Source organism: Bordetella genomosp. 13 (assembly GCF_002119665.1).
Taxonomy (GTDB): Bacteria; Pseudomonadota; Gammaproteobacteria; order Burkholderiales; family Burkholderiaceae_B; genus Bordetella.
Genome location: NZ_CP021111.1, coordinates 955,969 through 978,089 on the forward strand (window position 1 = coordinate 955,969; position 22,121 = coordinate 978,089).

Consider the following 22,121-nt stretch of genomic DNA (forward strand, 5'->3'; position numbering starts at 1 on the left):
CTATAAATTTTGTGAATAGTGGAGGCCGCACCGTGCCTGTTGCCGACCTGCGTCGCCTGGACTTGAATCTTCTGGTGGTGTTCCAGCACCTGCTCGAACTGCGCAGCCTGTCCGCCGTGGCGCGCCGGCTCGACCTCACGCAGCCCGCGGTCAGCAATGCGCTGCGGCGGCTGCGCGACACGCTGGGCGACGACCTCTTCGTGCGCACGGGCCAGGGCATGTTGCCCACCCCGTTCGCCGAACGCCTGGCCGGGCCCGTGGGCGAGGCCCTGGGCCTGCTGACCCGCATGCTCGAGGCCGACGAGGTGTTCGATCCCTCCGCCAGCACGCGGCGGTTCCGCATCGCCATGTCCGACGTGGGCGAGATTCACTTCATGCCGCGCCTGATGGAAATCTGCGCCTTACGCGCCCCGGGCGTGCGCATCGATTCGGTGCGCTCCGGCGGACCGGAGCTGCAGCGCGAACTCGAGGCCGGCCGTATCGACCTGGCCGTGGGCGCCTTCGACGACCTGGCCGGCGACGTCGTGCAGCGCATGCTGTTCCGCCAGGGGTATGTCACGCTGTTTCGCCAGGGGCATCCGCAGGCGCACGAAGGCATGGGCCTGAAGGCGTTCCGCGCGCAGAAGCACCTGGCGGTGTCGCGCGCGGCGCCATATGGGCAGGTCAACCAGGCGCTCGAGGCGGCCGGCATCGCGCTGCAGTCGCATTTCAGCGTGCCGCACTTCTCGGCTGTGCCGTACATCGTCAGCACCACCGACCTGCTGGCCACGGTACCTGCCAAGCTGGCGGCCAGCGCGGCGCCGCGCTTCGGCCTGGGCATGCTGGCGCCGCCGCTGCGCGTGCCGCCCCTGCAGACCAACCTGTACTGGCAGCGACGGTTTCAGCGCGACGGCGGCAGTCAATGGCTGCGCGGGCTGATCGTGGATCTGTATGCCGAGGCGGCAGGCGGGCCGGGCAGGCGCTAGCCGCCTGGCTTTGCGCGAGTGCCCGATCCGGAATGGATCGATCGGCCTGGCGCACGAAGGCGCACCTTGCCGGCGAAGGCGTGCCGCCCGCCCTCGATCAAATGACCGCTTCGTCCACGTTGTACGTGAACAGCCATTCATAGCGCTCGCGCACGCGCGCCTCGCTCCACTCGCGGTCCACGTACTGCGCCGCGCCTTCGGCATGGGCCAGCGCGGGATTGTGGAACCGCTTGGCGTTCTCGGCGGAGCCGCGCACCACGCGAGTGGCGCGCTCTTTGCGGGCCGCCTCATAACGCTGCAGCGCCTCCAGGGGGTCGGCCACTTCGTCCAGCGCGCGCGCCAGCACGTAGCCGTCCTCGATGGCCATGGCGGCGCCCGAGGCCAGCATGGGCAGGGTGGGATGGCAGGCATCGCCCAGCAGCGTGACGCGGCCCACGGTCCACTGCTGCAGCGGTTCGCGCAGCATCAGGGCCCACTTGTACGGCTCGTCCAGCGCGCCGATCAGGGTCTGCACGTCCTCGTGCCAGCCGGCGAAGTCGGCCTGGCATTCGGCCACGCTGCCGCGCTCGGTCCAGGACTCGACCTGCCAGTCGTCGCGCTCCAGGATGCCCACGAAGTTCACCAGCTCGCCGCGTCGCAGCGGATAGTGGATGACGTGCGCGCCCGGGCCGACCCAGTTCACCGCATAGGGTTCGCGCAGGTGGGCCGGCAGCTTGTGCGCGGGGATGACGCCGCGCCAGGCCAGCGTGCCGGAGAACGTGGCGCGGTCCGCGCCGAACAGCGCGCTGCGCACGCAGGAATGCACGCCATCGGCCCCCACCAGCAGGTCGGCGCGGTGGCTGGCGCCGTCCGTCAGGCGCACGGTAACGCCCGATTCGTCCTGTTCCAGCGATTCGACCCGCGCGCCCAGCACGACGGCCTGCGGGTCGGCCGCCAGCAGGGCGTCGGCCAGCACGCGATGCAGGTCCGCACGGTAGATGGTGTGGTACGGATAGCCGTAGCGTTGCAGCGATTCGCCGCCCAGGTCGAACAGCGGCCAGGTCTGGCCGGTGCTCCACAGGCGGATGCGCTTGCCGGCCGTGCTGCCCGCCACCGAGGCCAGGGCATCGCCCAGGCCCAGCCGGTACAGCGCACGGTTGGCGTTGGCGCTGAGCTGGATGCCGGCGCCGATCTCGCGCAGTTCGGCGGCCTGTTCCAGCACGCGCACGCGGTAGCCGCGGCGCAGCAGCGCCAGTGCGGCGGTCAGGCCGCCCAGGCCGGCGCCCGCGATCAGGATGGAAGGCTTGGCGTTGCCGGCCAGGCGGCCGGTGGCTTGTTCGGAAGAGGTCATTGCGTAGCGGTCGATGCGGTCATTCGGGTTTCACGTTGGCCTGGCGGACGACCTGCGTCCACTTGTCCAAGTCGGTGCGGATGGATTGCGCGAAGGCTTCGGCGGAGCCGCCCACGGGCTCCAGGCCCAGCGATTCCATTTCCTTGGTTACGCCGCTGTCGCGGGCGCCGGCGGCCAGCGCGTCCGTCAGCTTGCGCACCACGTCGGCGGGCGTGCCGGCCGGGGCCATCAGGCCGAACCAGGAGTAGGCCTCGAAGGGCTTGCCGGCCACCTCGGCCACGGTAGGCACATCGGGCAGGCGGGCATAGCGGGCGTTGCCGGTGACGGCATATGCGCGCACCTTGCCGGCGGTGATCTGCGGATACAGCAGCGTGACGGTATCGAACAGCAGATCCACCTGGCCGCCGATCACGTCGGTCAGCGCGGGCGCGCCGCCGCGATAGGGAATGTGCAGCAGCTTCGCATTCGTGGTGCTTTTGAACAGTTCGGCGGTCAGGTGGCCGACGGATCCGGTGCCGGCGCTGGCCACCGTCATCTCCTTGGCGCGCGCCTGCTCCAGCAGTTCGGCAAGCGTCCTGGCAGGCGCGTCGGCACGGCTGACCAGGATGAGCGGACCGCGCACCGCCATGCCGATGGGGGTGAAGGACTTGATCGGGTCGTACTGCAGATTGGTGTACAGGGCCGGCGACACCACCATGCTGCTGGTGCCGCCCCACAGCAGCGTGTAGCCGTCGGGCTGGCTGCGTGCAACATAGGCCGTGCCCACGCTGCCGCCCGCGCCGGCGCGGTTCTCCACTACGACGGGCTGGCCGAGCTTGTCGGCCATGACCTTGCCGAACAGGCGGGCGCTGCTGTCAGTGGGGCCGCCGGCGGGGAAAGGCACGACCAGCGTGATGGGCCGGGTCGGAAAATCCTGGGCGGCCGCCACGGTGGCGGCTCCCAGCAGCGTGCCGGCCAGCATGAAGGCGGCGGCGCGGCGCAGGCGCGTACGAATGGGCGAAATGCGGTGTGTCATTGCAAAGTCTCCTGTGCTTGTCCGTCCGCGTGCGCGTGTCGCGTCGCGGCGGCCGCAAGCTGGTTTTCTGAAAATTGGTATGGATCGCGGCGAAGCGTCTACGCATTTCATCAAATCCCGTGCACAAGAAAAAGCACAGTATTTGATGGATTGATAAGTATTGGTTGTTAATATCGGCGCATGCGCTCGCCATGGTCCATCCGCGCCCACCGGCATGCACCGGTTCACGCGGCCCGCGAGCTTCCATCGAGCGCCCGCGCCGACCACTGCACCCGACCCCGCCCATGAACTTCTCCTACCGCCAATTGCGCGCCTTTCTCGCGGTGGCCAGCCACGGCAGCTTCACCAAGGCCGCCGAGCAGATGCACGTCACCCAGGCCGGGCTCAGCGCCATGATCCGGGAACTGGAAGAGCAGGCCGACTGCCGCCTGTTCGAGCGCACCACGCGCGCGGTACGCCTGACCGATGCCGGCCAGCGGCTGCTGCCGGTGGCCGACCGCGCGGTGCACGAGCTGGGCCGCACCCTGGGCGAACTGGGTACGCTGTCGGCGCCGGCCGATCGCATCAAGGTGGGCGTGACCCCGCTGATCGCCTGCAGCGTCATGCCCGAAGTCCTGCGCCGCTTCGGGAAGCGAGCCCCGCATACCCGCGTGGACGTGGCCGACCTGGATCGCGGCCTGATCCAGCAGCGCGTGGAGCACGGCGAGCTGGACGCCGGTTTCGGCGCTTTCTTCTCGCGCGTGTCGGGCATACGGCGCAGCGAGGTGTTCCCATCGCGGCTGGTGCTGGCCGTAGCCCGCGATGGCTGGAAGGGCAAGGCGTCGGCGCGCTGGCGGGACGTCGACCCGCAGAGACTGATCTCGCTGCCGCCCGACAACGCCATCCAGAAAATGGTGGAGCGCTACGTGAGCCCGCCGCAGGACGGAGGCCCGCGGCGCGTAGTGACGCACCTGGAAACCGTGCTGGCCATGGTGGAGGCCGGACTGGGGCACGCCGTGGTGCCCTCGTTCGCGGCCGTGGCCGGCTCGCGCTGGCGCGTGCGGCTGGTGCCGATCTCGCCGGCGGTGCCGCTGGATTACTACTGCATCACCCGCGCCGGCCGGCCCGAGCCCGTACAGGTGGCGCGGTTCCGCGAGGAATTCCGGACCGTGGCGCTGGAGTACATGGGACCCGGAAAAGCATAGCCCCGTGGCCGCGCTGGCCTACAGCACCGACTCGCGCGCGCGTTGCAGCGCCTCTTTCACCACCTCCATGTCGCCGATGTGGTTGGCCAGCAGCAGGACAAGGGCAGCGTTCATCTCCTGGCTTTGCGCGGAACTCAGGTCGCGATGCGCGTCGATGAGGATCTCGTAGAAATCGTCCGGCGCGGCCAGGTTGGGTCCGATGTTCAAGGGCATGTTCAGGGCTCCGTTTTCGTGCGCAAAGCGGGCGCGTCAGGCGGGTTCGCCCAGGGGCAGGCACAGGGCGCGCCGCAGCGCCGCGCCGACCGCGGCGGGATCGAAGGCTCTCCAGCGCGCGGCCACGTGCTGGTCGGGGCGGATCAGGTAGCACGTGCCCGGACGGGCATCGTAGCGCTGCGCCAGGACCCCTTGCACGTCCTGCACCGCGCCGTCGTGCGATGCCGACTGCGCGCCGCCCACCAGCACGGTGCGCACGGGCACCGGGCCTTGCTCCAGCCGGGACAGCGCCGCCAGCGTCGCCTCGTCGGGCATGCTGTCGCCGCAGAACAGCGCCAGCACGAACTCGTCGCCCAGCTGCCGCAGCCACCAGTCGTCGGCGCCATTGCTGCGCACCGGCGCGTCGGCGGCCACCGCGCCCGGCCGCATGCGGCCCGCGAACTCGTTGCTGTCAGGCGTGTTCAGCGGCGAATCCACATAAGTGGCCGGCGTCGACAGCCGGCCGCTGTTGACCAGCGTACGCGCGAACGGATGATGCTTCGCAAGGTTCAGCACGGCATTGCGCAGCACGCGGCTGGCGTCGCTCTTGGGCGTGATGAAGTCGGTGGAGCGCGACGAGTTGCGGATGTTCTCGTCGGCCGCGTACTCGCGTTCCTGGCAGTAGGTGTCCAGCAGCGTGGCGGGCGCGTGGCCGGCCAGCACCAGCCTCAGCTTCCAGGCCAGGTTCTCGGCATCCTGCACGCCGCTGTTGGCGCCGCGTGCGCCGAAGGGCGACACGCGGTGGGCCGAGTCTCCGGCGAACAGCACGCGGCCATGGCGGAAGCGGTCCATGCGCTCGCAGGCGAAGGTGTACACGCTGACCCACTCCAGTTCGAATTGCGCCTGCGGGCCCAGCAGCGCGCGGATGCGAGGCAGCACGTTCTCGGGTTTCACGGCTTCGACCGGGTCGGCGTTCCAGCCCAGCTGGAAATCGATGCGCCAGACATTGTCGGGCTGCATGTGCAGCAGCACCGACTGCTCGGGATGGAAGGGCGGGTCGAACCAGAACCAGCGCTCGGCCGGGAAGTCGGCTTTCATCTTCACATCCGCGATGAGGAAGCGGTCGCGGAAGATGCGGCCGTGGCTCTCCAGACCCAGCAGCTTGCGCACGGGCGACCGCGAGCCGTCGCAGGCCACCAGCCATTCGGCGCGCAGCGAGTAGGCGCCGTCGGGCGTTTCCACCGCCAGCGTCACGCCGTCGTCGTCCTGCGCGGCGCCCGTCACCTTGTTCTTCCAGCGCAGTTCGATCAGCGGTTCGTCCCGCACGCGTTCCAGCAGATAGCCTTCGGCGTAGTACTGCTGCAGGTTGATGAAGGCGGGGCGCTCGTGGCCCGCCTCGGGCAGCAGGTCGAACTTCCAGATCTGCTGGTCGCGGAAGAACACCTTGCCCACGTTCCACGAGACGCCCTTGTCGACCATGCGCTGCCCGATGCCCAGGCGGTCCCAGATTTCGAGCGTGCGCTTGGAGAAGCAGATGGCGCGCGACCCGGTGGACAGCCTGCAGTCGTCGTCCAGCAGCAGCACGCGCACGCCCTGGCGCGCCAGGTCCAGCGCGGTGCTCAGGCCCACCGGGCCCGCGCCCACCACGACCGCGCGGTGGGCAGCCGGCGCGGACCCGTCCTGGTCCGCGCAGCGGCGATAGGCGAACTCCATCGCCTGGAAATCGATGTCTTCCACGTGTCTCTCCCCCGCTCGTCGGCAGGTTCTTGTTATGCGCGCCCGCGTGCCGCCGCCGCGCCGGCTGGGGCCGGCACAGGCGGGGCGAGCTACGTCACGTCGGCGGCGGGCGCCGCCTGGCGGATCAGCCTTCCAGCTGCTTCCACATCTCGATGTCGCGCTTGTCCGTCCAGATGCGCGGATCGTCGTGGCCGGTGGCTTCGTCGTAGGCGCGCGAGACGTTGAACGGCATGCAGTGATCGAAGATGACCCAGTCGCTGTAGCGCGGCTTCATGAAGTCGTAGGCCTGGCGATAGATGGTCTTCAGGTCGAGCCCGTCGGCCACGCCGCGGTTGACGACGCCATACAGGTCGGTCAGGAAGGCGCGCGTGCCCGCCAGCCCCTGGCGCACTTCCTCGGCGCTCTTCAGCGCCGGGCCGCGGCCCGGCACCATCTTCTCGGCCTTGAAGCCGGCCAGGGCGTCCAGCGTGACGGGCCACTGGCGGAAATAGGCATCGCCGCAGTAGGGCGTGGACTGGTACTCGACCAGGTCGCCCGCGAACAGGATCTTCTGCTCCGGCAGCCAGGCGATGGTGTCGCCCTTGGTGTGGCCGCGGCCGATCTGCAGCAGCTTGACCTCGAGGTTGCCCAGGTTCACCGTCATCTCGCCCTTGAAGGTCATGGTGGGCCACACCAGGCCGGGCGGGATCGATTCGACGTTGCGGAACAGGCGCGGGAAGCGGCCGATCTCGCTGGCCTTGTCCTGCTCGCCGCGTTCCTCGATCAGGTCCCAGGTGTCGCGGCTGGCGAGGATTTCCTGGGCTTGGTAGGCCGAGGCCCCGAACACGCGCACGGCGTGATAGTGCGACAGCAGGATGTATTTGATCGGCTTGTCGGTGACTTCGCGGATGCGGCGGATGACGTCCTGCGCCATCACCGGGGTGGCCTGGGTATCCACCACCATCACCGCGTCATCGCCGATGATGACGCCGGTGTTGGGATCGCCCTCGGCCGTGTAGGCATAGGCGTTGTCGGACAGCTTTTCGAATGAGACGACCTTGTCTTCCAGGTCGGCGTGCGAGGCGAACTGCTTGCTCATGTCTGGCTCCTTCCACTGTAGTTATAGACGTGCGAGTGGAGCCAATATAGTCCTGCGTTCGTTTTTGTGCAATACGTTTGCTAATGACTAATTCATCGTCGCTGGCACACCGGACAGTAGTAGGTGGCGCGCTGTCCCTGTACCAGGCGGCGTATGGGCGTACCGCATACCCGGCAAGGCTGGCCGTGGCGCTCGTAGACCGCGGCATGGATGGTGAAATAGCTGCCCGGTTCGCCGCCCGCGCCCACGTAGTCGCGCAGCGTGCTGCCGCCCGAGGCCAGCGCGTCGGCCAGGGTGGCGCGGATCATGTCGGCCAATCGTTCGCAGCGCGGACGCGACACGCGCTGCGCCGGCGTGCGCGGATCGATGCCCGCGCGAAACAGGCTTTCGGATGCGTAGATATTGCCGACGCCCACCACGGCCGAGCCCGACAGCAGGGCCTGCTTGACCGCGATGCGGCGGCCCCGGAAGTGCTCGTGCAGCCAGCGGCCGTCGAAGCGCGGGTCGAAGGGTTCGATGCCCAGGCTGGCCAGCAGCGGATGGGCCTCGAGCGGGCCGTCGGCATGGGCGTGCCACAGCACCGCCCCGAAGCGCCGGGGGTCATGCAGACGCAGGATGGCGTGGTCGAAGATCCATTCGACATGATCGTGCTTGCGCGGCGGTTCGGCCTCGGGCACGCGGCGCAGCGACCCTGACATGCCCAGGTGCACGATCTGGGTGCCGTGCTCGAAGCGCAGCAGCAGATACTTGCCGCGGCGCGCGCATTCGAGCACGGCGCGGCCGGAAACGAGGTCGGGAAGATCGGCGGGGATGGGCCAGCGCATGCGCGATTCGCGCACGACCAGGCGCCGCAGCGTCTGGCCTGTGATGACAGCGTCGATTCCTCGGCGGGTGGTTTCGACTTCAGGCAGTTCCGGCATGAGCCAGTGTAAGATCAGACAAAGTAATCGGACGATTGTGCCACCAACCGGACAGGCTGCGTGAAGTTGTCGCTTAAACCAATCAATGTCGGTATCGCCGCGCTGGCGCTGGCGCTGGCGGGCATCCAGACCGGTGCGCCGGTGCAGGCCGCCGAAGTGCGTCCCAAGGACGCCACCGGGCCCCGGCTCATGGCGCCTCGCGGCCCCGAGACCGAGATCATCCGCCTGCGGCCGGGCCAGCTGCCCTACGTCACGCTCACGGGCGACATTCTGTATCGTCTGCTGGCCGCCGAGATCGCGGCGCAGCGCGGCTTGTACGGCAGCGCCGCCACCACGCTGGTGAACCTGTCGCGCGAGACCGGCGATCCGCGCATCGCCCATCGCGCGCTAGAGTTCCAGCTGGCCGGCGGCAACCTGCCGGGCGCGCTCGAGGCCGCCCGCACGTGGGCCAACCTGGCTCCCTACGACGCCGAGGCTACCTCCACCGAACTGGCCCTGGCCGCCGCCAATGGCCAGACCCAGGGCCTGTCCCAGGCCCTGCGCAAGCGCATCGACGCGGCGCCCGACAAGACCGTCGCCATCGCCCAGACCCTGGGCATCCTGAGTCGCATGAACGACCGCCGCATGGCGCTGCGCATCCTCGACGACGCCTTCAGCGAAAAGGTCCGCAAGCTGCCCGCGGCGCGCCTGGCCCTGGCCGACGTGGCCAACGCCGCCGGCGACAACGCGCGCGCAGTGGCCGAGGCGCGGGCCGCACTGGCGGCGGAGCCCAAGTCCGAGGCGGCGGCCCAGCGTGTGCTCGAATACGGCGCCAAGGCCGATCCTGTCGCCGCCGAGGCCGAGGCGCGCGCCTTCATCGAACGCAACCCCGATGCGCGCAAGCTGCGCCTGCTGCTGGCCGGCCAGATGGCCGAGCGGGGCGACAACGAGGGGGCGCTGGCCGAGTTGCAGGCCATGGCGCGCCGTTCGCCCGAAGACTTCGACCTGATGTTCATGCAGGCCCAGCTGGCCTATCGCGTCGGCCGTCTCGACCAGGCACGCACGCTGCTGCAGCAGTACCTGGCCGTGCAGGACCAGCGCCAGCGGGCCACCGCGCGGGGCGCCACCGATGCCGGCGCGGCCGCCGCCGATGCGCGTGTGCTGCTGTCGCGCATCGCCGAAGACCAGGGCCGCTACGACGACGCCATCGCCGAGCTGGCGCGCATCGACGATCCCGGCATGCGCTATGCCGCGCACCTGCGCCAGGCCGCGCTGCGCGCGCGCCAGGGGCGCGTGGACGATGCGCTGGCCATGATCGACGCCGCCGACCCGCAGGACGACGAAGAGCGCCTGCAGGGCGTGCTGGCCAAGTCGCAGGTGCTGCGCGATGCCGACCGCATCGACCAGGCCATCGCGACCTTGCGCGCCGCCGATGGGGAGATGCCCGATACGGTCGAGGTCAAGTACGAACTGGCCATGCTGAACGAGCGCCGCGGCCGGGTCGACGAACTCGAGCGTCTGCTGCGCGAAGTCATCGCGCTCGATCCCGATCACGCTCACGCCTACAACGCGCTCGGCTACACGCTGGCCGATCGCAACAAGCGCCTGCCGGAGGCGCAGCAGCTCATCGAGAAGGCGCTGGCGCTGTCGCCCGAGGATCCGTTCATCCTGGACAGCATGGGCTGGGTGAAATTCCGCCTGGGCGAATCCGACGCCGCCGTGCAGTACCTGTCCCGCGCTTATGCCAAGCGCCCCGAAGCTGACATCGCCGCGCACCTGGCCGAGGTGCTCTGGAGCCAGGGCAAGCGCGACCGCGCCGCCGAGCTGCTGCGCGCGGCCTATCGCAAGGACGCGAAGAACGCCACCGTGCTCGACACGATCAAGCGTCTCGGGGTCCAGCCATGACGTCTGTCGCCTCGTCCGCCGCGGGCAGCGCGGCGCGCGCCGCATTGCGCGTCTGGGCACGCGCCGGCCGCGGGCTCGCGGCGGGAATGGCACTGCTGACCGTCGCCGCGTGCAGCACCATCCCCAAGCCTGCCGGAGACATCGCGACCGATGCGTTCGCGCGCGGCGGCCGCTTCGCCATCACGGCCACCGAGGCCGATGGGGCGCAGCAGGCGGTGCAGGGCGGCTTCATCTGGCGCGATGACGGCACCCGATACCGGCTCGACCTGACCACGCCGCTGGGCTCGACCGAAGCCCGCGTCGAAGGCCAGCCCGGCGCCGCCATGCTGACCCGCGCCAACGGCACCAGCCTGCAGGCAGCCGATCCCGACACCCTGGCCGAGGACGCGCTGGGCAGTCCCGTGCCCGTCAGCGGCCTGCGCGACTGGCTGCGCGGCAACCCGGGGCAGCCGGCTCCCACCGACCTGCAGAACGACGCGCAGGGCCGCCCCACCGCGTTCTCGCAGCGCGGCTGGCAGGCACGCCTGTCGCGCTACGACGCGCAGGGTCCGCAATTGCTCGTGCTCGAGCGCCAGGAAGCCGGGCGGCGCATCGTCGTGCGGCTCGTGGTGGATACGCAGTGACCCTCTACGACGTTCCCGCGCCCGCCAAGCTCAACCTGTTCCTGCACGTGGTGGGCCGTCGTGCGGACGGCTATCACTTGCTGCAGACCGTGTTCCGCTTCGTCGACCTGTGCGACACCCTGCATTTCGACGCGCGCGCGGACGGCCAGATCGGGCGCAGCTACGACTTGCCCGGCGTGCCTGCCGAGCAAGACCTGGTGGTGCGCGCCGCGCGCGCCCTGCAGCGCGCCACCGGCACGCAGGCCGGCGCGCAGATCGGGCTGCACAAGCGCATTCCGCAGGGTGGGGGGCTGGGCGGCGGCTCCAGCGACGCCGCCACCACGCTGATCGCGTTGAACCGCCTGTGGGGCACCGGACTGTCGCGCCGCGAACTCATGGCACTAGCGTTGCCGCTGGGTGCGGACGTGCCGGTCTTCGTGTTCGGCCAGTCTGCTTTCGCCGAAGGGGTGGGCGAAGACCTGACGGCCGTCGAACTGCCGCCGGCCGCGTATCTGTTGGCTCAACCCGACGCCAGCGTGCCGACCGCTGAAATCTTCGGCGCCCCCGATTTGACACGGGATTCCGATTCGATCACAATAGCGGACTTTCTTGCCCAGCCTAATTCTGCCTTTGGCAGGAATGACCTGGAGCCTGCGGTCTTTCGGCGCTATCCTCGAATCGAGTACAGCGCTGAATGGTTGAAAACGCGGTTGAAAACGCCGCAGTTGAAAACGCGGCTGAAAGCATGGTTGCAAGGCCAGGCGTGCAGCACTGAAGTTTCACCTTCGGTACGCATGTCGGGGTCGGGCGCATGCCTTTATGTCGAGTTTGCGCAGTTGCAGCAGGCCGTTTTGGCGCAGCAGGAAATTACCGCTACAATGCGCGTCGCCGGCAAAACAACCGGCCCAGCGCATCCGGATTTTCGGTTGATCCAGGCCACGGCCGGTCTAGTCGAACATCCGTTGCGGGACTGGATTGCAAGATAGATGGGGAGTCGCCAAGCTGGTTAAGGCACCGGATTTTGATTCCGGCATGCGAAGGTTCGAATCCTTCCTCCCCAGCCAGCCCAAATACATAAAAAAGCTGTTGAACTCAGGCTCCGACCTACGGTTCAGCGGCTTTTTTGCTTTTATCGGGTCCACGCGCTCGGCACTGGCCGTGATCCGAAACATACGCCCTTCGCATTCCGCATCATGGTCATGGCAAACGACAGCTTCATGATTTTCACGGGAACGGCCAACACCCGGCTGGCCGTGGACGTAGTCAATCATCTCGACATGTCCCTCGGCAAGATGACCGTCGGCCGCTTCTCGGATGGTGAAGTGATGGTCGAGATCAACGAGAACGTGCGCGGCAAGGATGTCTTCGTCCTGCAACCCACGTGCGCGCCGACCAACGACAACCTGATGGAAATCATGGTCATGGTCGATGCCCTGCGCCGTGCTTCCGCGGGCCGCATCACCGCCGCCATCCCGTACTTCGGCTATGCCCGCCAAGACCGCCGCCCGCGTTCGGCGCGCGTGGCCATCTCGGCCAAGGTCGTGGCCAACATGCTGCAGGTCGCCGGCGTCGATCGCGTCCTCACCATGGACCTGCACGCCGACCAGATCCAGGGCTTTTTCGACATCCCGGTCGACAACATCTACGCCGGTCCGATCCTGCTGGGCGACATCTGGCGCCGCAATTTCCCGAACCTGGTGGTGGTGTCGCCCGACATCGGCGGCGTGGTGCGCGCCCGCGCGCTGGCCAAGCAGCTCGAGGCCGACCTGGCCATCATCGACAAGCGTCGTCCGCGCGCCAACGTCTCCGAGGTGATGAACATCATCGGTGAAGTCGACGGCCGCACCTGCATCATCATGGACGACATGGTCGACACCGCCGGCACGCTGTGCAAGGCCGCCCAGGCCCTGAAAGAGCGCGGCGCCGGCGCGGTCTACGCCTACTGTACGCACCCCGTCCTGTCCGGCGGCGCCATCGAGCGCATCGAACAGTCCGAACTGGACGAACTGGTGGTCACCGACACCATCCCGCTGTCCGAACAGGGCCAGGCCTGCGGCAAGATCCGCCAGCTGTCCTGCGCGGCGCTGCTGGGCGAGACCATCCTGCGCATCTCCAACGCCGAGTCGGTCAGTTCGCTGTTCGCCGACTAAGCCCCGTATTCAAGCATTTGCGCTCCGCTGGTCGCGGCGGGGCGCAAACATGCCGGGCGCATGTCGCGCCAGGCAAACCCAACCGGCGCAAGCAGTACCGCAGTATCGCGCCGTTCAATCGTTCCGGAGTTTTTTCATGAAATTCAATGCCACTGCGCGTAGCGTCCAGGGTTCGAGTGCGAGCCGCCGCCTGCGCCGCGCGGGCCGCGTTCCCGCCATCGTCTATGGCGGCACGGGTGCCCCGCTGAACATCGAACTGGATCACAACGAGATCTACCACGCCCTGCGCAAGGAAGAGTTCCACGCCTCCATCCTGTCGATGGAAGTGGACGGCGGCAAGGGCGAGCAGGTCCTGCTGCGTGCCGTTCAATGGCACCCCTACAAGCAGCAAGTCATGCACGTGGACTTCCAGCGCGTCGATGCCAAGCAGGCCCTGCACACCAAGGTGCCGCTGCACTTCCTGAACGCCGAGAACTCGCCGGCCGTCAAGCTGAGCAGCGCGGTCATCACCCACGTGCTGAACGAACTGGAAATCACCTGCCTGCCGGCCGCTCTGCCCCAGTTCATCGAAGTCGACCTGGCCAACCTGGTTGCCGGCGCTTCCGTGCACCTGGCCGACATCAAGCTGCCCAAGGGCGTGACCTACCTGTCGCACGGCGGTGACGCCAACCCGGTCCTGGCCTCGGCCCTGGTCAAGGGTGGCGGCGCGGGCGGCGGCAACGACGACGCCGAAGCCGCAGCCGAAGGCGAAACGCCCGCTGCCTGATGATGCCTGCGCCGGGGCCTGCCTCGGCGCGGTATCCCCGAAACTCCGCGTGTGCGCCGCACCGCGGAGTTTTTTATTTCCGTCGCGCCGATACGCGCCCGATGGGGCCCATGAAGGAGGCATCGCGCCAGCCGGCGTACGGGCCTTCCTCTTCGGTCCGTCATATCGGGCACAATGTCGGCGCAACCTTTCACCTGTGCATCATCATGACCGATCCCATCCGGCTGATCGTGGGCCTGGGCAATCCCGGCCCCGAGTATGAAACCACCCGCCACAATGCCGGCTTCTGGCTGGCCGATCAGCTGGCCGGCGATCTGCGCACCTCGTTCGCCTTCGAGAAATCCTTCTTCGGCGAGGTGGCCAAGACGCGCAAGGATGGCGAGAACGTCCTGCTGCTCAAGCCCGCCACCTACATGAACCGCTCGGGGCAGGCGGTGGGCGCGCTGGCGCGCTTCTACAAGCTGGCGCCGGAGCAGGTGCTGGTGCTGCACGACGAACTGGACCTGCTGCCCGGCCAGGTCAAGCTGAAGCAGGGCGGCGGCCATGCCGGGCACAACGGCCTGAAGGACATCCAGGCCGCGCTGGGCAGTCCCAACTTCTGGCGCATCCGCATCGGCATCGGCCATCCGCGCACGCTGAACCTGGCCCAGCAGGTGGCCGACTTCGTATTGCACCCGCCGCGCCGCGAGGAACAGCCCGCCATCGACGCGGTGCTGGATCGCTGCCGCGCCGTCGTGCCCGCCATGCTGTCGGGCGACTTCGCGCTGGCCACGCGCCAACTGCACGCCAACAATCCCGCCTGACGCCATGGCAGACCGCCTGAGCTTCGGGGCAGAGTTCGCCGATTTCTGGCGCTTCGTGCGCCGTCCCACGCTGCGCCGCCTGCCGGGCCGGCATCCGCATGGCGGGCTGGCCGGAGACTGGACGCCCAACATCGGCTTCGCCAGGCTGATGGCCTGGGCCGGCGTGCTGTGGGCGATCAACCTGTTCGCGCTCGGCCCCATCGCGGTCATGGCCGCCGGCGCGGGCGGCGCCGTGCACCGCCTCGATCCCATGAACATTCCCTGGCTGGCGGCCGTGCTATGGGCGCCGCTGGTGGAAGAGCTGCTGTTCCGCCATGGCCTGCGTCGCCCCCTGCAGGCCTTGTGGCTGTGCCCGCTGCTGTTGCCGCCCATCCTGCTTGGGCCCATGGGCTGGACCGTGGCATGGGTGGCGTGCCTGATGATCGTGCTGTGCCTGCCGCTGCGGCGCGGCCGCGCGCAGCTGAAGGGCTGGCGCACCGCATGGCGGCGCGAATACGTGCGCCGCTACGGCATGGTCTTTCACCTGGTGTCCATCACCTTCGCCGCCGTGCACCTGAACAACTTCACGCTGCAGGGCATGGCGGTGTACATGCTGCCGCTGCTGGTGCTGCCGCAGTGGATGACCGGCATGGTGCTCGGCTGGATGCGCACGCGCCGCGGCATCGGCGCGGCCATCCTGCTGCACGGCGTGTTCAACGGCGGGCCTGTGCTGTTCATCATGCTGATGGCCGGGCTGACGCAGAACCTGCCGATTCCGATGCCGCAGCAGTAGCAGCGCTTTTCGCGCCTGCACGCGGGGCGGCCTCGGACCCGGCCCGCCCTGCGTCAATTCAGCCAGTCGCGGATGCGCGAGCGCAGCGCCTTGCGGCTGATGCCATAGCGCTCGTGCAGGGTCGGCAAGGCGCCCGCATCCAGAAATGCATCCGGAAGCCCGGCCAGGTGGAAGCCGGCCGGCTGCACGCGGTGGCGCAGCAGCGCGCTGGCCACGGATTCGCCCAATCCCCCGATCACCGAGTGGTTCTCGGCCACGACGATAAGCCGATGCTTGTAGCGCACCGCCTCGATGATCGCGGTCTCGTCCAGCGGCTTGATGGTGGGGCAGTGCATCACGGCCACGCCTATCTTGTCGTCGGCAAGGTCCTGCGCCACCTCCAGCGCCCTCATGGTCATGATGCCGCTCGAGATGATCAGCACCTCGGCGCCCTCGCGCAGCAGCTTGGCCTTGCCCAGCTCGAAGCGGTAGCCCTCTATCTCGTCCAGCACCAGCGGCACCTGGCCGCGCAGCAGCCGCATGTACACCGGGCCTTTGTGCTCGCCGATCTGCGGCACCGCCTGCTCGATGTCCAGCGCATCGCACGGATCGACGATGGTCAGTCCCGGTATGCCCCGCATCATCGCCAGGTCATCGGTGGCCTGGTGGCTGGGGCCATAGCCCGACGTCAGTCCCGGCAGGGCGCAGCAGATTTTCACGTTCAGGTTCTCTTCGGCAATCACCTGGTGGACGAAGTCATAGGCGCGGCGGGTGCCGAACACGGCATACGTGGTGGCGAAGGGCACCAGTCCTTCCTTCGCCATGCCGCCGGCCGCGCCCATCAGCAATTGCTCCGCCATGCCCATCTGGTAGAAGCGTTCGGGATAGGCCTGCGCGAACAGATGAAGGTCGGTGTACTTGGCCAGATCCGCGGTCATGCCGACGATGTCGGGCCGATTGGCGGCATAGTCGACCAGCGCCTTGCCGAACGGCGCGGCGCGGACACGCTGCCCTTCCGAGGCGATCGACGCGATCATCGCCGAGGTGGTCAGGCGCGGCTTCTTCTCTTGCACTGCGCTGTTCATGCGGAAGCTCCTTCGACTTGTTCGATCGGACGGTTCTGGTCGAGTACGTCCAGGGCCTGCTGCCACTCGGGCGGATCGACACGGATGAAGTGATTCTTCTCGCGCTGCTCGAGAAACGGCACGCCCTTGCCCATCAGCGTGTCGAACAGGATGACCCGCGGCTGGGGCGACTGCAGCGTTCTCGCTGCATCGAAGGCCCGCTGCACCGCCGCGATGTCGTTGCCGGCCGCGCGCTGCGCATGCCAGCCGAACGACGTCCACTTGTCCAGCAGCGGCTCGAAGCCCAGCACCTTGCCCGACGGGCCGTCGGCCTGCTGATTGTTGATGTCGACCAGGCAGATCAGGTTGTCCAGGCGATGGTGCGCGGCGCCCATGGCCGCCTCCCACGTCGAGCCCTCGTCGAGTTCGCCGTCCGACATCGAGTTGTAGACGAACGCGGGATTGCCCTTGTGCTTCAGGGCCAGCGCCATGCCCACGCCGATCGACAGCCCCTGGCCCAGGGATCCGCCTGAGATCTCCATGCCGGGCGTGTACGTCGCCATGCCCGACATGGGCAGGCGGCTGTCGTCGCTGCCATAGGTGTCCAGTTCGTTCTCGTCGATGACGCCGGCCTCGATCAGCGCGGCGTAATGGGCGATGGCATAGTGACCGTGGGACAGCAGAAAGCGGTCGCGTCCCTCCCAGTCCGGATTGCCGGGCTGCAGGGTGATGGCATGGCGATAGGCCACCGCCAGCACGTCCGCCCATCCCAGGGCCTGGCCGATATAGCCCTGTCCCTGCACTTCGCCCATGCGCACCGCGTTGCGGCGTATGCGCCAGGCGGCCATGGCCAGCTCGTTCAATGATGCGGTTTGCTGCGTCATCGGCAACTCCTTCACAGTTCCGTCAGTGCAGAATGCTCGCGGGCACATAAGAGACCAGCGCAAGCACGAAAAAGGCCACGAGGTAGAACGGCACCAGCTCACGCACCGTCTGGCCGACCTTGACCTTGGCCAGCGCGCTGGTGATGAACAGCGTGGTGCCCACGGGCGGCGTGTACAGGCCGATGGCGAGGTTCACCACCATCATGATGCCCAGCTGAGTCAGGTCCATGCCTATGCTGTGCGCGAGCGGCACGAACACCGGGGCCAGCAGCAGGATCGCGGCCGGCAGGTCGATGAACATGCCGAGAAACAGCATCATCGCGTTCATCATCAGGATGACCAGCCAGTCGACGTGCACGTGCTGCTGCACCCAGTGCGCGATATTCTGCGGCGTCTGGTCGAAGGTAAGCAGCCAGCCGATGGCCGACGAGGCCATGATCACCAGCAGGACGACGCCGGTGGCCAGGCCCGCATGGAAGATCGCGTCGTTCAAGCGCTTCCAGCTCAGGTCCCGGTACATCACGGCGGACACCAGGCCGGCGTAGAGCGTTGACAGCACCGCGACTTCCGTCGGCGTGGCGATGCCGAACCGCAGGAACACCAGGATCAGCACGGGCAGCAGAACGGCGGGGGAGGCATACGCCATGTGGCGGCGAAACGCCGCGGCGTCGAACCGCGCCGTATCTTTGGGAAAGTTGCGGCGCTTGCCGACCCACCAGCAGGCCGCCATGAAGCCGCCGCACAGCAGCAGCCCGGGCAGCACGCCGGCAATGAACAGCGAGGCCACCGAGGCATTGGATGCGAGGGCGTACAGAATCAGCGGTATCGACGGCGGAATCAGGATGTCGATGGTCGCCGCGGCCGCCAGCGTGGCGGCCGAGAATGCCGGCGGATAGCCCAGGCGCTTGTGCCAGGGGATCATCAGCGATCCTATCGCCGAGGCATCGGCCACGGCCGAGCCCGAGACACCGCCGAACAAGGTGGACGACAGCACCCCTACCTGTGCGGGACCGCCATGGTAGCGGCCGATCAGGGTCGACAGCACGCCGACCAGCGCCTCGCCCAGCTTGCCGCCCATCATCAGCGCGCCGGTCAGCATGAAGAAGGGGATGGCGATCAGCGGGAAGCTCTGCACCTGCGCCACCATCTGCTGCACCACCAGGTCCAGGGGCACGCGGTCCGTGCTGGCCACGGCGGTCATGGCGGCCACCAGCAGCGCGTGCGCGATCGGCATCGCGATGACGGCGGCGCCCATGAACACGACCAGAATCATTGCGCTCATCGTTGTTCCTTTCGGTATGCGGCGTCACCAGTGGGCGGCCGGCGTGCGCGGGTCGAGCGCTGGCGCCGACACTGCCGGGGCCCGCCACACGGTCCACGCCGATCGCAACGCCAGGATGGCCAGCAACACCATGCCGCCCATGACGCAGGCGTAGGTGATGGAGCCCGGCAGTTGCAGGATGGGCGTCTTCTCGTCATGCACGATGTCGATCATGCGGTAGGTGGCCCACGACAGCGTGGCGTACAGCCCCGCCACGACCAGCCATGCGGCGCCTGCCAGCACGCGGCGGGTCCGCACGGGCAGCGCGTCCATGAGAAAGGTCGTGGCGATGTGCGCGTTCTGCTGCGCGGCCAGCACCACGCCGGCCATCACCAGCCATGGAAACAGCAGCTCGGGTACCTCATTGGCCCACTGCAGGCTGGATCCCGTGGCGTAGCGCAGGAAGGTGTTGACCACCAGAATGAAGAAGATCACCGTGGTGGACAGCCACAGCACCACGCGGCATACGGCGCAGACGACCCACTCCAGCCACCCATGTCGTTCAGCTTGCATCGTTGTCTCCTGCCTGGTTCACGGCCCGCCGCGGCCGCGCGAACGCGGAACGGGACGGGCCTGCCATGCGGTCATTTGCCGCGGGCGGCCGCCAGCACCTTCTTCACATAGGGGCCGATGGGACCGGACAGCCACTTCTGGTCCACCGACGCCGTCGCCTTGGCGAATGCCGAGGTGTCGGGCGTGGTCACTTGCACGCCCTTGGCCTTCAGTTCGGCCAGCAGCTTGGCGTCGGCGTCGCGTGACAGCTGGCGCTGCAGGGCGGAGGCTTCATCGGCTGCCGCCTGTACCGCCTTGCGATCCGCCTCGCCCAGGCGATCCCAGGTGCGCTTGCTCATCAGGAAGGGCGTCATTTGGAACTGGTGGTTCGTCATCGCCAGGTATTTCTGCACTTCGTACAGCTTGCTGGCGTAGAAGTTGACCAGCGGGTTCTCCTGGCCGTCGACCACGCCTTGCTGAAGCGCGACGTACAGTTCCGCGAACTTGATCTGCTGCGACTCGGCGCCCAGCGCGGTCATGATGTCGACCAGCGTCGCGTCCGGCGGCACCCGCATCTTCAGGCCCTTCATGTCTTCTACGCGGTTGATGGGATGCTTGCTATTGGTCATCTGGCGGATGCCGTTGTCCCAGGTGCCCAGCAGTATCAGCCCCTTGTCGGCCGATTTGTCGGCCAACTCGCGGCCCAGCGGACCGTCCAGCAGCTTGAAGGCTTCGGCGGGAGTGGTGAACAGGAACGGCATGCCAAAGGCCGCATACTCAGGCACGGCGGCCGCCACGGGCCCCTGGGAATTGGCGCTGAGGTCGAGCGCGCCCGTGCGCAGCGCGGTCACCATCGCCGCGTCGTCGCCCAGTTGCGCGGCGGGCGCCACCTGCACTTCGATGCGGCCGCCGGTCTTGGCCTTGAGCACCTCGGCGAACTTGACGGCCGCCTCGTGCCGGGAGTTGCCCACCGCGGCGCCGTGGCCCAGCGTCAGCTTCATGTTCTGCGCATGGCCGGACAGGGGCAGCAGCGCGAGCGCGGCAAAGGCGCACGCCGCCCGCAGGATATACAGGCTTTTCATGGTGTGATGTCTCCTCTATTTGTAATGGGACTGCCGTTCAGTGGATCAACATGCCTCCGTTCACATCGAGGGTGATGCCGGTGCAATACGCGGACAGATCGCTGGCCAGGAAGACGCATGCGCCGGCCACGTCGTCGGCCCTGCCGAGCCTGGCCAGCGGAACCCCCTCGGCGATTTCCGCCTTGTGCCGGGGCGTCAGCTTGCCCTGCGTGATGTCGGTTTCGATCAGCCCGGGCGTGATGCAGTTGACGCGTATGCCTTCGGGACCGAACTCGCGCGCCATGGCCCGCGCCAGGCCCAGCACGCCAGCCTTGGCCGCCGAGTAGTGCGGGCCGCCGAAGATGCCGCCGCCGCGCTGCGCGGACACCGATGAAATGCAGATGATCGAACCCGAACGCCGGGCGCGCATGGTGGGCAGCACGGCCTGCGACATATACAGGCTGCCGCGCAGGCTGACGTCCAGCACGCGCTCATAGTCCGAGCCGCCGATTTCCAGCGTCTTGATCGGCTGCGTGATGCCGGCGTTGTTGACCAGTATGTCCACCGTTCCATAGACCTCGAGCACCGCCCCGATCGCCGCCTCGCAGGCGCTCTTGTCCGTCACGTCGGCCACCAGGCCCAGATGCCCTTCGCCCAGCCGCGTGGCCGCCACGGTAGGCTCGGCGTGCGGCAAGTCCAGGATGGCCACCCGCGCGCCATGGCTCGCCATCATGCGCGCCGTCGCAAAGCCCAATCCATTGATGCCCGCGCCTCCGGTGATCACGGCAATCCTGTTCTCCAGCAGCATCTCGTCGTCCTCCGGTTAGATAGGAATGGAACGGCGGATCTCCGCGACGACGCCACCGCGTCCCATCGAAGGGCCGGGCGGTGCGCGAGTCTCCGTTGTCCTTGTTTTCCTGGAGTATTCGACGGCGATAACATCAGGACAAGCGATGTGTTGTCAGCTTAAGCTGACGATCCGTCATCTTAGGTGAGGGACAACCCGATGCCCGCCATCCCGCCCATCTCCAACCTGGTCGCATTCGAGGCGGTCGCGCGCCGGCGCAGTTTCGCGGTGGCGGCAACCGAACTGCATCTCACCGCTTCGGCCATCAGCCATCAGGTGGCTCGCCTGGAAAGCGATCTCGGTGTACGCCTCTTCGAGCGCAACGCGCATGGCGTGCGCCTGAGCAGCGCGGGCGAACAGTATCTGTCGCGCATCAGCGGCGCGCTGTCGGCCATCACGGCCGCCACGGAAGATATGCGGCAGGGCGTCAGCAACAGCCTCTACGTGCATTCCGCGCCCAGCATCGCCAGCCTGTGGCTCATGCCGCGCCTGCGCCGTTTCGCGCAGGCTCATCCGAACATCGCCCTCAACCTGTCCGCGGCCCACACGCACAGCGATTTCGAGCTGGGCCAGTCCGACATCGACATCCGCTATGGCGTGCCGCATTGGGGCGGCGTGGTGGTCGAGCCGCTGTTCGAGGAACGGATCGTGCCGCTGGCCAGTCCGGCGTTCATACGCGAGCACCGGTTGAAGCGCGTGGACCAACTGCTGGACGTGCCGCTGATCCAAAGCAACGTCAGCGTCGTGCAATGGGCGGACTGGTTCAAGCGCTATTCCGAGCGACGCGCGCCCGATCATTTCACCGTCCGCTTCGACCGGGCGCAGATGTCGCTGGACGGCGCGGCGCAAGGGCTGGGCGTGGCGCTGGAAAGCGCGACCATCGCCGGCCGTCACCTGGACGAACGCAAGCTCGAGCCCGTGTTCGGGCTGAAGATGGCGATCCTGGTGAAGGGGCACTTCGCCGTCTATCCGGCCAGGCACAGGAAGCGGCCGGCGGTCGATGCGTTCCTGGCCTGGCTGCATGCCGAGGCCGCGACGGACGCCTGGACGCACAAGCCCGCATGAGGCTTCAGAC

General features: G+C 67.9%; 21 protein-coding genes, 1 tRNA gene and 1 pseudogene. 11 read left to right on the forward strand and 12 right to left on the reverse strand.

Annotated elements, in window-relative coordinates:
• Positions 1-32 precede the first annotated feature (32 nt).
• On the forward strand, positions 33-965 hold the full coding sequence (locus CAL15_RS04425; RefSeq protein ID WP_086077470.1) for a LysR family transcriptional regulator: 933 nt from the start codon (positions 33-35) through the stop codon (positions 963-965).
• Between the two features lie 97 nt (positions 966-1,062).
• Here the strand turns inward: CAL15_RS04425 and CAL15_RS04430 are convergent, their stop codons facing one another.
• Together CAL15_RS04430 and CAL15_RS04435 are read right to left on the reverse strand one after the other, a co-directional pair.
• Positions 1,063-2,265, reverse strand: a complete 1,203-nt coding sequence (locus tag CAL15_RS04430) for an FAD-dependent monooxygenase (protein ID WP_420042550.1) — start codon at positions 2,263-2,265, stop codon at positions 1,063-1,065.
• Positions 2,266-2,314: 49 nt separating this feature from the next.
• On the reverse strand, positions 2,315-3,310 hold the full coding sequence (locus CAL15_RS04435; protein WP_086077472.1) for a Bug family tripartite tricarboxylate transporter substrate binding protein: 996 nt from the start codon (positions 3,308-3,310) through the stop codon (positions 2,315-2,317).
• A gap of 284 nt (positions 3,311-3,594) precedes the next feature.
• Between CAL15_RS04435 and CAL15_RS04440 the strand changes: the two genes are divergently transcribed.
• On the forward strand, positions 3,595-4,494 hold the full coding sequence (locus tag CAL15_RS04440) for a LysR family transcriptional regulator (protein WP_086077473.1): 900 nt from the start codon (positions 3,595-3,597) through the stop codon (positions 4,492-4,494).
• A gap of 18 nt (positions 4,495-4,512) precedes the next feature.
• Here the strand turns inward: CAL15_RS04440 and CAL15_RS04445 are convergent, their stop codons facing one another.
• The 4 genes from CAL15_RS04445 to mutM form a co-directional block, all read right to left on the reverse strand.
• A complete protein-coding gene (locus CAL15_RS04445; RefSeq protein WP_086077474.1) occupies positions 4,513-4,707 on the reverse strand; it encodes a DUF2783 domain-containing protein in 195 nt (64 codons plus the stop codon).
• A 36-nt stretch (positions 4,708-4,743) separates the two neighbouring features.
• A complete protein-coding gene (locus CAL15_RS04450; protein WP_086077475.1) occupies positions 4,744-6,423 on the reverse strand; it encodes an FAD-dependent oxidoreductase in 1,680 nt (559 codons plus the stop codon).
• Between the two features lie 124 nt (positions 6,424-6,547).
• Complete coding sequence (locus tag CAL15_RS04455) at positions 6,548-7,501, reverse strand: MBL fold metallo-hydrolase (protein ID WP_086077476.1); 954 nt, start codon at positions 7,499-7,501, stop codon at positions 6,548-6,550.
• Positions 7,502-7,593: 92 nt separating this feature from the next.
• Entirely contained in the window at positions 7,594-8,421 is an 828-nt protein-coding gene (mutM, locus tag CAL15_RS04460; RefSeq protein WP_086077477.1) for a bifunctional DNA-formamidopyrimidine glycosylase/DNA-(apurinic or apyrimidinic site) lyase, read from the reverse strand.
• Between mutM and CAL15_RS04465 the strand changes: the two are divergent.
• The 8 genes and pseudogenes from CAL15_RS04465 (at position 8,420) to CAL15_RS04500 (ending at position 15,398) form a co-directional block, all read left to right on the forward strand.
• A pseudogene (locus tag CAL15_RS04465) lies at positions 8,420-10,305 on the forward strand (tetratricopeptide repeat protein). The gene mutM and the pseudogene CAL15_RS04465 sit on opposite strands and share 2 nt — an antisense overlap.
• Entirely contained in the window at positions 10,302-10,928 is a 627-nt protein-coding gene (lolB, locus tag CAL15_RS04470; RefSeq protein WP_420042534.1) for a lipoprotein insertase outer membrane protein LolB, read from the forward strand. The pseudogene CAL15_RS04465 and the gene lolB overlap by 4 nt, the downstream one beginning before the upstream one ends.
• Positions 10,925-11,893, forward strand: a complete 969-nt coding sequence (gene ispE / locus CAL15_RS04475; protein WP_086077478.1) for a 4-(cytidine 5'-diphospho)-2-C-methyl-D-erythritol kinase — start codon at positions 10,925-10,927, stop codon at positions 11,891-11,893. The genes lolB and ispE overlap by 4 nt, the downstream gene beginning before the upstream one ends.
• Position 11,894: 1 nt before the next feature.
• A tRNA-Gln gene (locus CAL15_RS04480) sits at positions 11,895-11,971 on the forward strand.
• Positions 11,972-12,106: 135 nt separating this feature from the next.
• On the forward strand, positions 12,107-13,057 hold the full coding sequence (locus CAL15_RS04485) for a ribose-phosphate pyrophosphokinase (protein ID WP_198299146.1): 951 nt from the start codon (positions 12,107-12,109) through the stop codon (positions 13,055-13,057).
• Positions 13,058-13,193: 136 nt separating this feature from the next.
• On the forward strand, positions 13,194-13,823 hold the full coding sequence (locus tag CAL15_RS04490; RefSeq protein ID WP_086077479.1) for a 50S ribosomal protein L25/general stress protein Ctc: 630 nt from the start codon (positions 13,194-13,196) through the stop codon (positions 13,821-13,823).
• 206 nt (positions 13,824-14,029) lie between these two features.
• On the forward strand, positions 14,030-14,626 hold the full coding sequence (pth, locus tag CAL15_RS04495) for an aminoacyl-tRNA hydrolase (protein ID WP_086080925.1): 597 nt from the start codon (positions 14,030-14,032) through the stop codon (positions 14,624-14,626).
• Positions 14,627-14,630: 4 nt separating this feature from the next.
• Entirely contained in the window at positions 14,631-15,398 is a 768-nt protein-coding gene (locus CAL15_RS04500; protein ID WP_086077480.1) for a CPBP family glutamic-type intramembrane protease, read from the forward strand.
• 53 nt (positions 15,399-15,451) lie between these two features.
• Here the strand turns inward: CAL15_RS04500 and CAL15_RS04505 are convergent, their stop codons facing one another.
• The 6 genes from CAL15_RS04505 to CAL15_RS04530 form a co-directional block, all read right to left on the reverse strand.
• Positions 15,452-16,462, reverse strand: a complete 1,011-nt coding sequence (locus CAL15_RS04505; RefSeq protein ID WP_086077481.1) for a transketolase family protein — start codon at positions 16,460-16,462, stop codon at positions 15,452-15,454.
• Complete coding sequence (locus CAL15_RS04510) at positions 16,459-17,325, reverse strand: transketolase (protein ID WP_086077482.1); 867 nt, start codon at positions 17,323-17,325, stop codon at positions 16,459-16,461. The genes CAL15_RS04505 and CAL15_RS04510 overlap by 4 nt, the downstream gene beginning before the upstream one ends.
• Before the next feature lie 22 nt (positions 17,326-17,347).
• Positions 17,348-18,607, reverse strand: a complete 1,260-nt coding sequence (locus tag CAL15_RS04515) for a TRAP transporter large permease (RefSeq protein WP_086077483.1) — start codon at positions 18,605-18,607, stop codon at positions 17,348-17,350.
• Positions 18,608-18,631: 24 nt separating this feature from the next.
• On the reverse strand, positions 18,632-19,159 hold the full coding sequence (locus CAL15_RS04520; protein ID WP_086077484.1) for a TRAP transporter small permease: 528 nt from the start codon (positions 19,157-19,159) through the stop codon (positions 18,632-18,634).
• Between the two features lie 71 nt (positions 19,160-19,230).
• Positions 19,231-20,220, reverse strand: coding sequence for a TRAP transporter substrate-binding protein (locus CAL15_RS04525; RefSeq protein WP_086077485.1), 990 nt, complete (start codon positions 20,218-20,220; stop codon positions 19,231-19,233).
• A 37-nt stretch (positions 20,221-20,257) separates the two neighbouring features.
• Positions 20,258-21,007 carry an SDR family NAD(P)-dependent oxidoreductase gene (locus CAL15_RS04530; RefSeq protein ID WP_086077486.1) on the reverse strand — a complete coding sequence of 250 codons (750 nt, stop codon included), beginning with the start codon at positions 21,005-21,007 and terminating at the stop codon, positions 20,258-20,260.
• A 198-nt stretch (positions 21,008-21,205) separates the two neighbouring features.
• Here CAL15_RS04530 and CAL15_RS04535 point away from each other — a divergent pair, with 198 nt between their 5' ends.
• Positions 21,206-22,111 carry a LysR substrate-binding domain-containing protein gene (locus CAL15_RS04535; RefSeq protein ID WP_086077487.1) on the forward strand — a complete coding sequence of 302 codons (906 nt, stop codon included), beginning with the start codon at positions 21,206-21,208 and terminating at the stop codon, positions 22,109-22,111.
• The last annotated feature ends 10 nt before the right edge of the window (positions 22,112-22,121 follow it).

Excerpts from the sequence above, each read along its gene's own strand:
- CAL15_RS04435 (WP_086077472.1), bottom strand. The coding sequence starts at position 3,310 with ATGACACACCGCATTTCGCCCATTCGTACGCGCCTGCGCCGCGCCGCC.
- CAL15_RS04440 (WP_086077473.1), top strand. The coding sequence starts at position 3,595 with ATGAACTTCTCCTACCGCCAATTGCGCGCCTTTCTCGCGGTGGCCAGC.
- CAL15_RS04445 (WP_086077474.1), bottom strand. The coding sequence starts at position 4,707 with ATGCCCTTGAACATCGGACCCAACCTGGCCGCGCCGGACGATTTCTAC.
- CAL15_RS04455 (WP_086077476.1), bottom strand. The coding sequence starts at position 7,501 with ATGAGCAAGCAGTTCGCCTCGCACGCCGACCTGGAAGACAAGGTCGTC.
- mutM (WP_086077477.1), bottom strand. The coding sequence starts at position 8,421 with ATGCCGGAACTGCCTGAAGTCGAAACCACCCGCCGAGGAATCGACGCT.
- lolB (WP_420042534.1), top strand. The coding sequence starts at position 10,302 with ATGACGTCTGTCGCCTCGTCCGCCGCGGGCAGCGCGGCGCGCGCCGCA.
- CAL15_RS04485 (WP_198299146.1), top strand. The coding sequence starts at position 12,107 with ATGGCAAACGACAGCTTCATGATTTTCACGGGAACGGCCAACACCCGG.
- CAL15_RS04490 (WP_086077479.1), top strand. The coding sequence starts at position 13,194 with ATGAAATTCAATGCCACTGCGCGTAGCGTCCAGGGTTCGAGTGCGAGC.
- pth (WP_086080925.1), top strand. The coding sequence starts at position 14,030 with ATGACCGATCCCATCCGGCTGATCGTGGGCCTGGGCAATCCCGGCCCC.
- CAL15_RS04500 (WP_086077480.1), top strand. The coding sequence starts at position 14,631 with ATGGCAGACCGCCTGAGCTTCGGGGCAGAGTTCGCCGATTTCTGGCGC.
- CAL15_RS04505 (WP_086077481.1), bottom strand. The coding sequence starts at position 16,462 with ATGAACAGCGCAGTGCAAGAGAAGAAGCCGCGCCTGACCACCTCGGCG.
- CAL15_RS04510 (WP_086077482.1), bottom strand. The coding sequence starts at position 17,325 with ATGACGCAGCAAACCGCATCATTGAACGAGCTGGCCATGGCCGCCTGG.
- CAL15_RS04515 (WP_086077483.1), bottom strand. The coding sequence starts at position 18,607 with ATGAGCGCAATGATTCTGGTCGTGTTCATGGGCGCCGCCGTCATCGCG.
- CAL15_RS04520 (WP_086077484.1), bottom strand. The coding sequence starts at position 19,159 with ATGCAAGCTGAACGACATGGGTGGCTGGAGTGGGTCGTCTGCGCCGTA.
- CAL15_RS04525 (WP_086077485.1), bottom strand. The coding sequence starts at position 20,220 with ATGAAAAGCCTGTATATCCTGCGGGCGGCGTGCGCCTTTGCCGCGCTC.
- CAL15_RS04530 (WP_086077486.1), bottom strand. The coding sequence starts at position 21,007 with ATGCTGCTGGAGAACAGGATTGCCGTGATCACCGGAGGCGCGGGCATC.
- CAL15_RS04535 (WP_086077487.1), top strand. The coding sequence starts at position 21,206 with ATGCCCGCCATCCCGCCCATCTCCAACCTGGTCGCATTCGAGGCGGTC.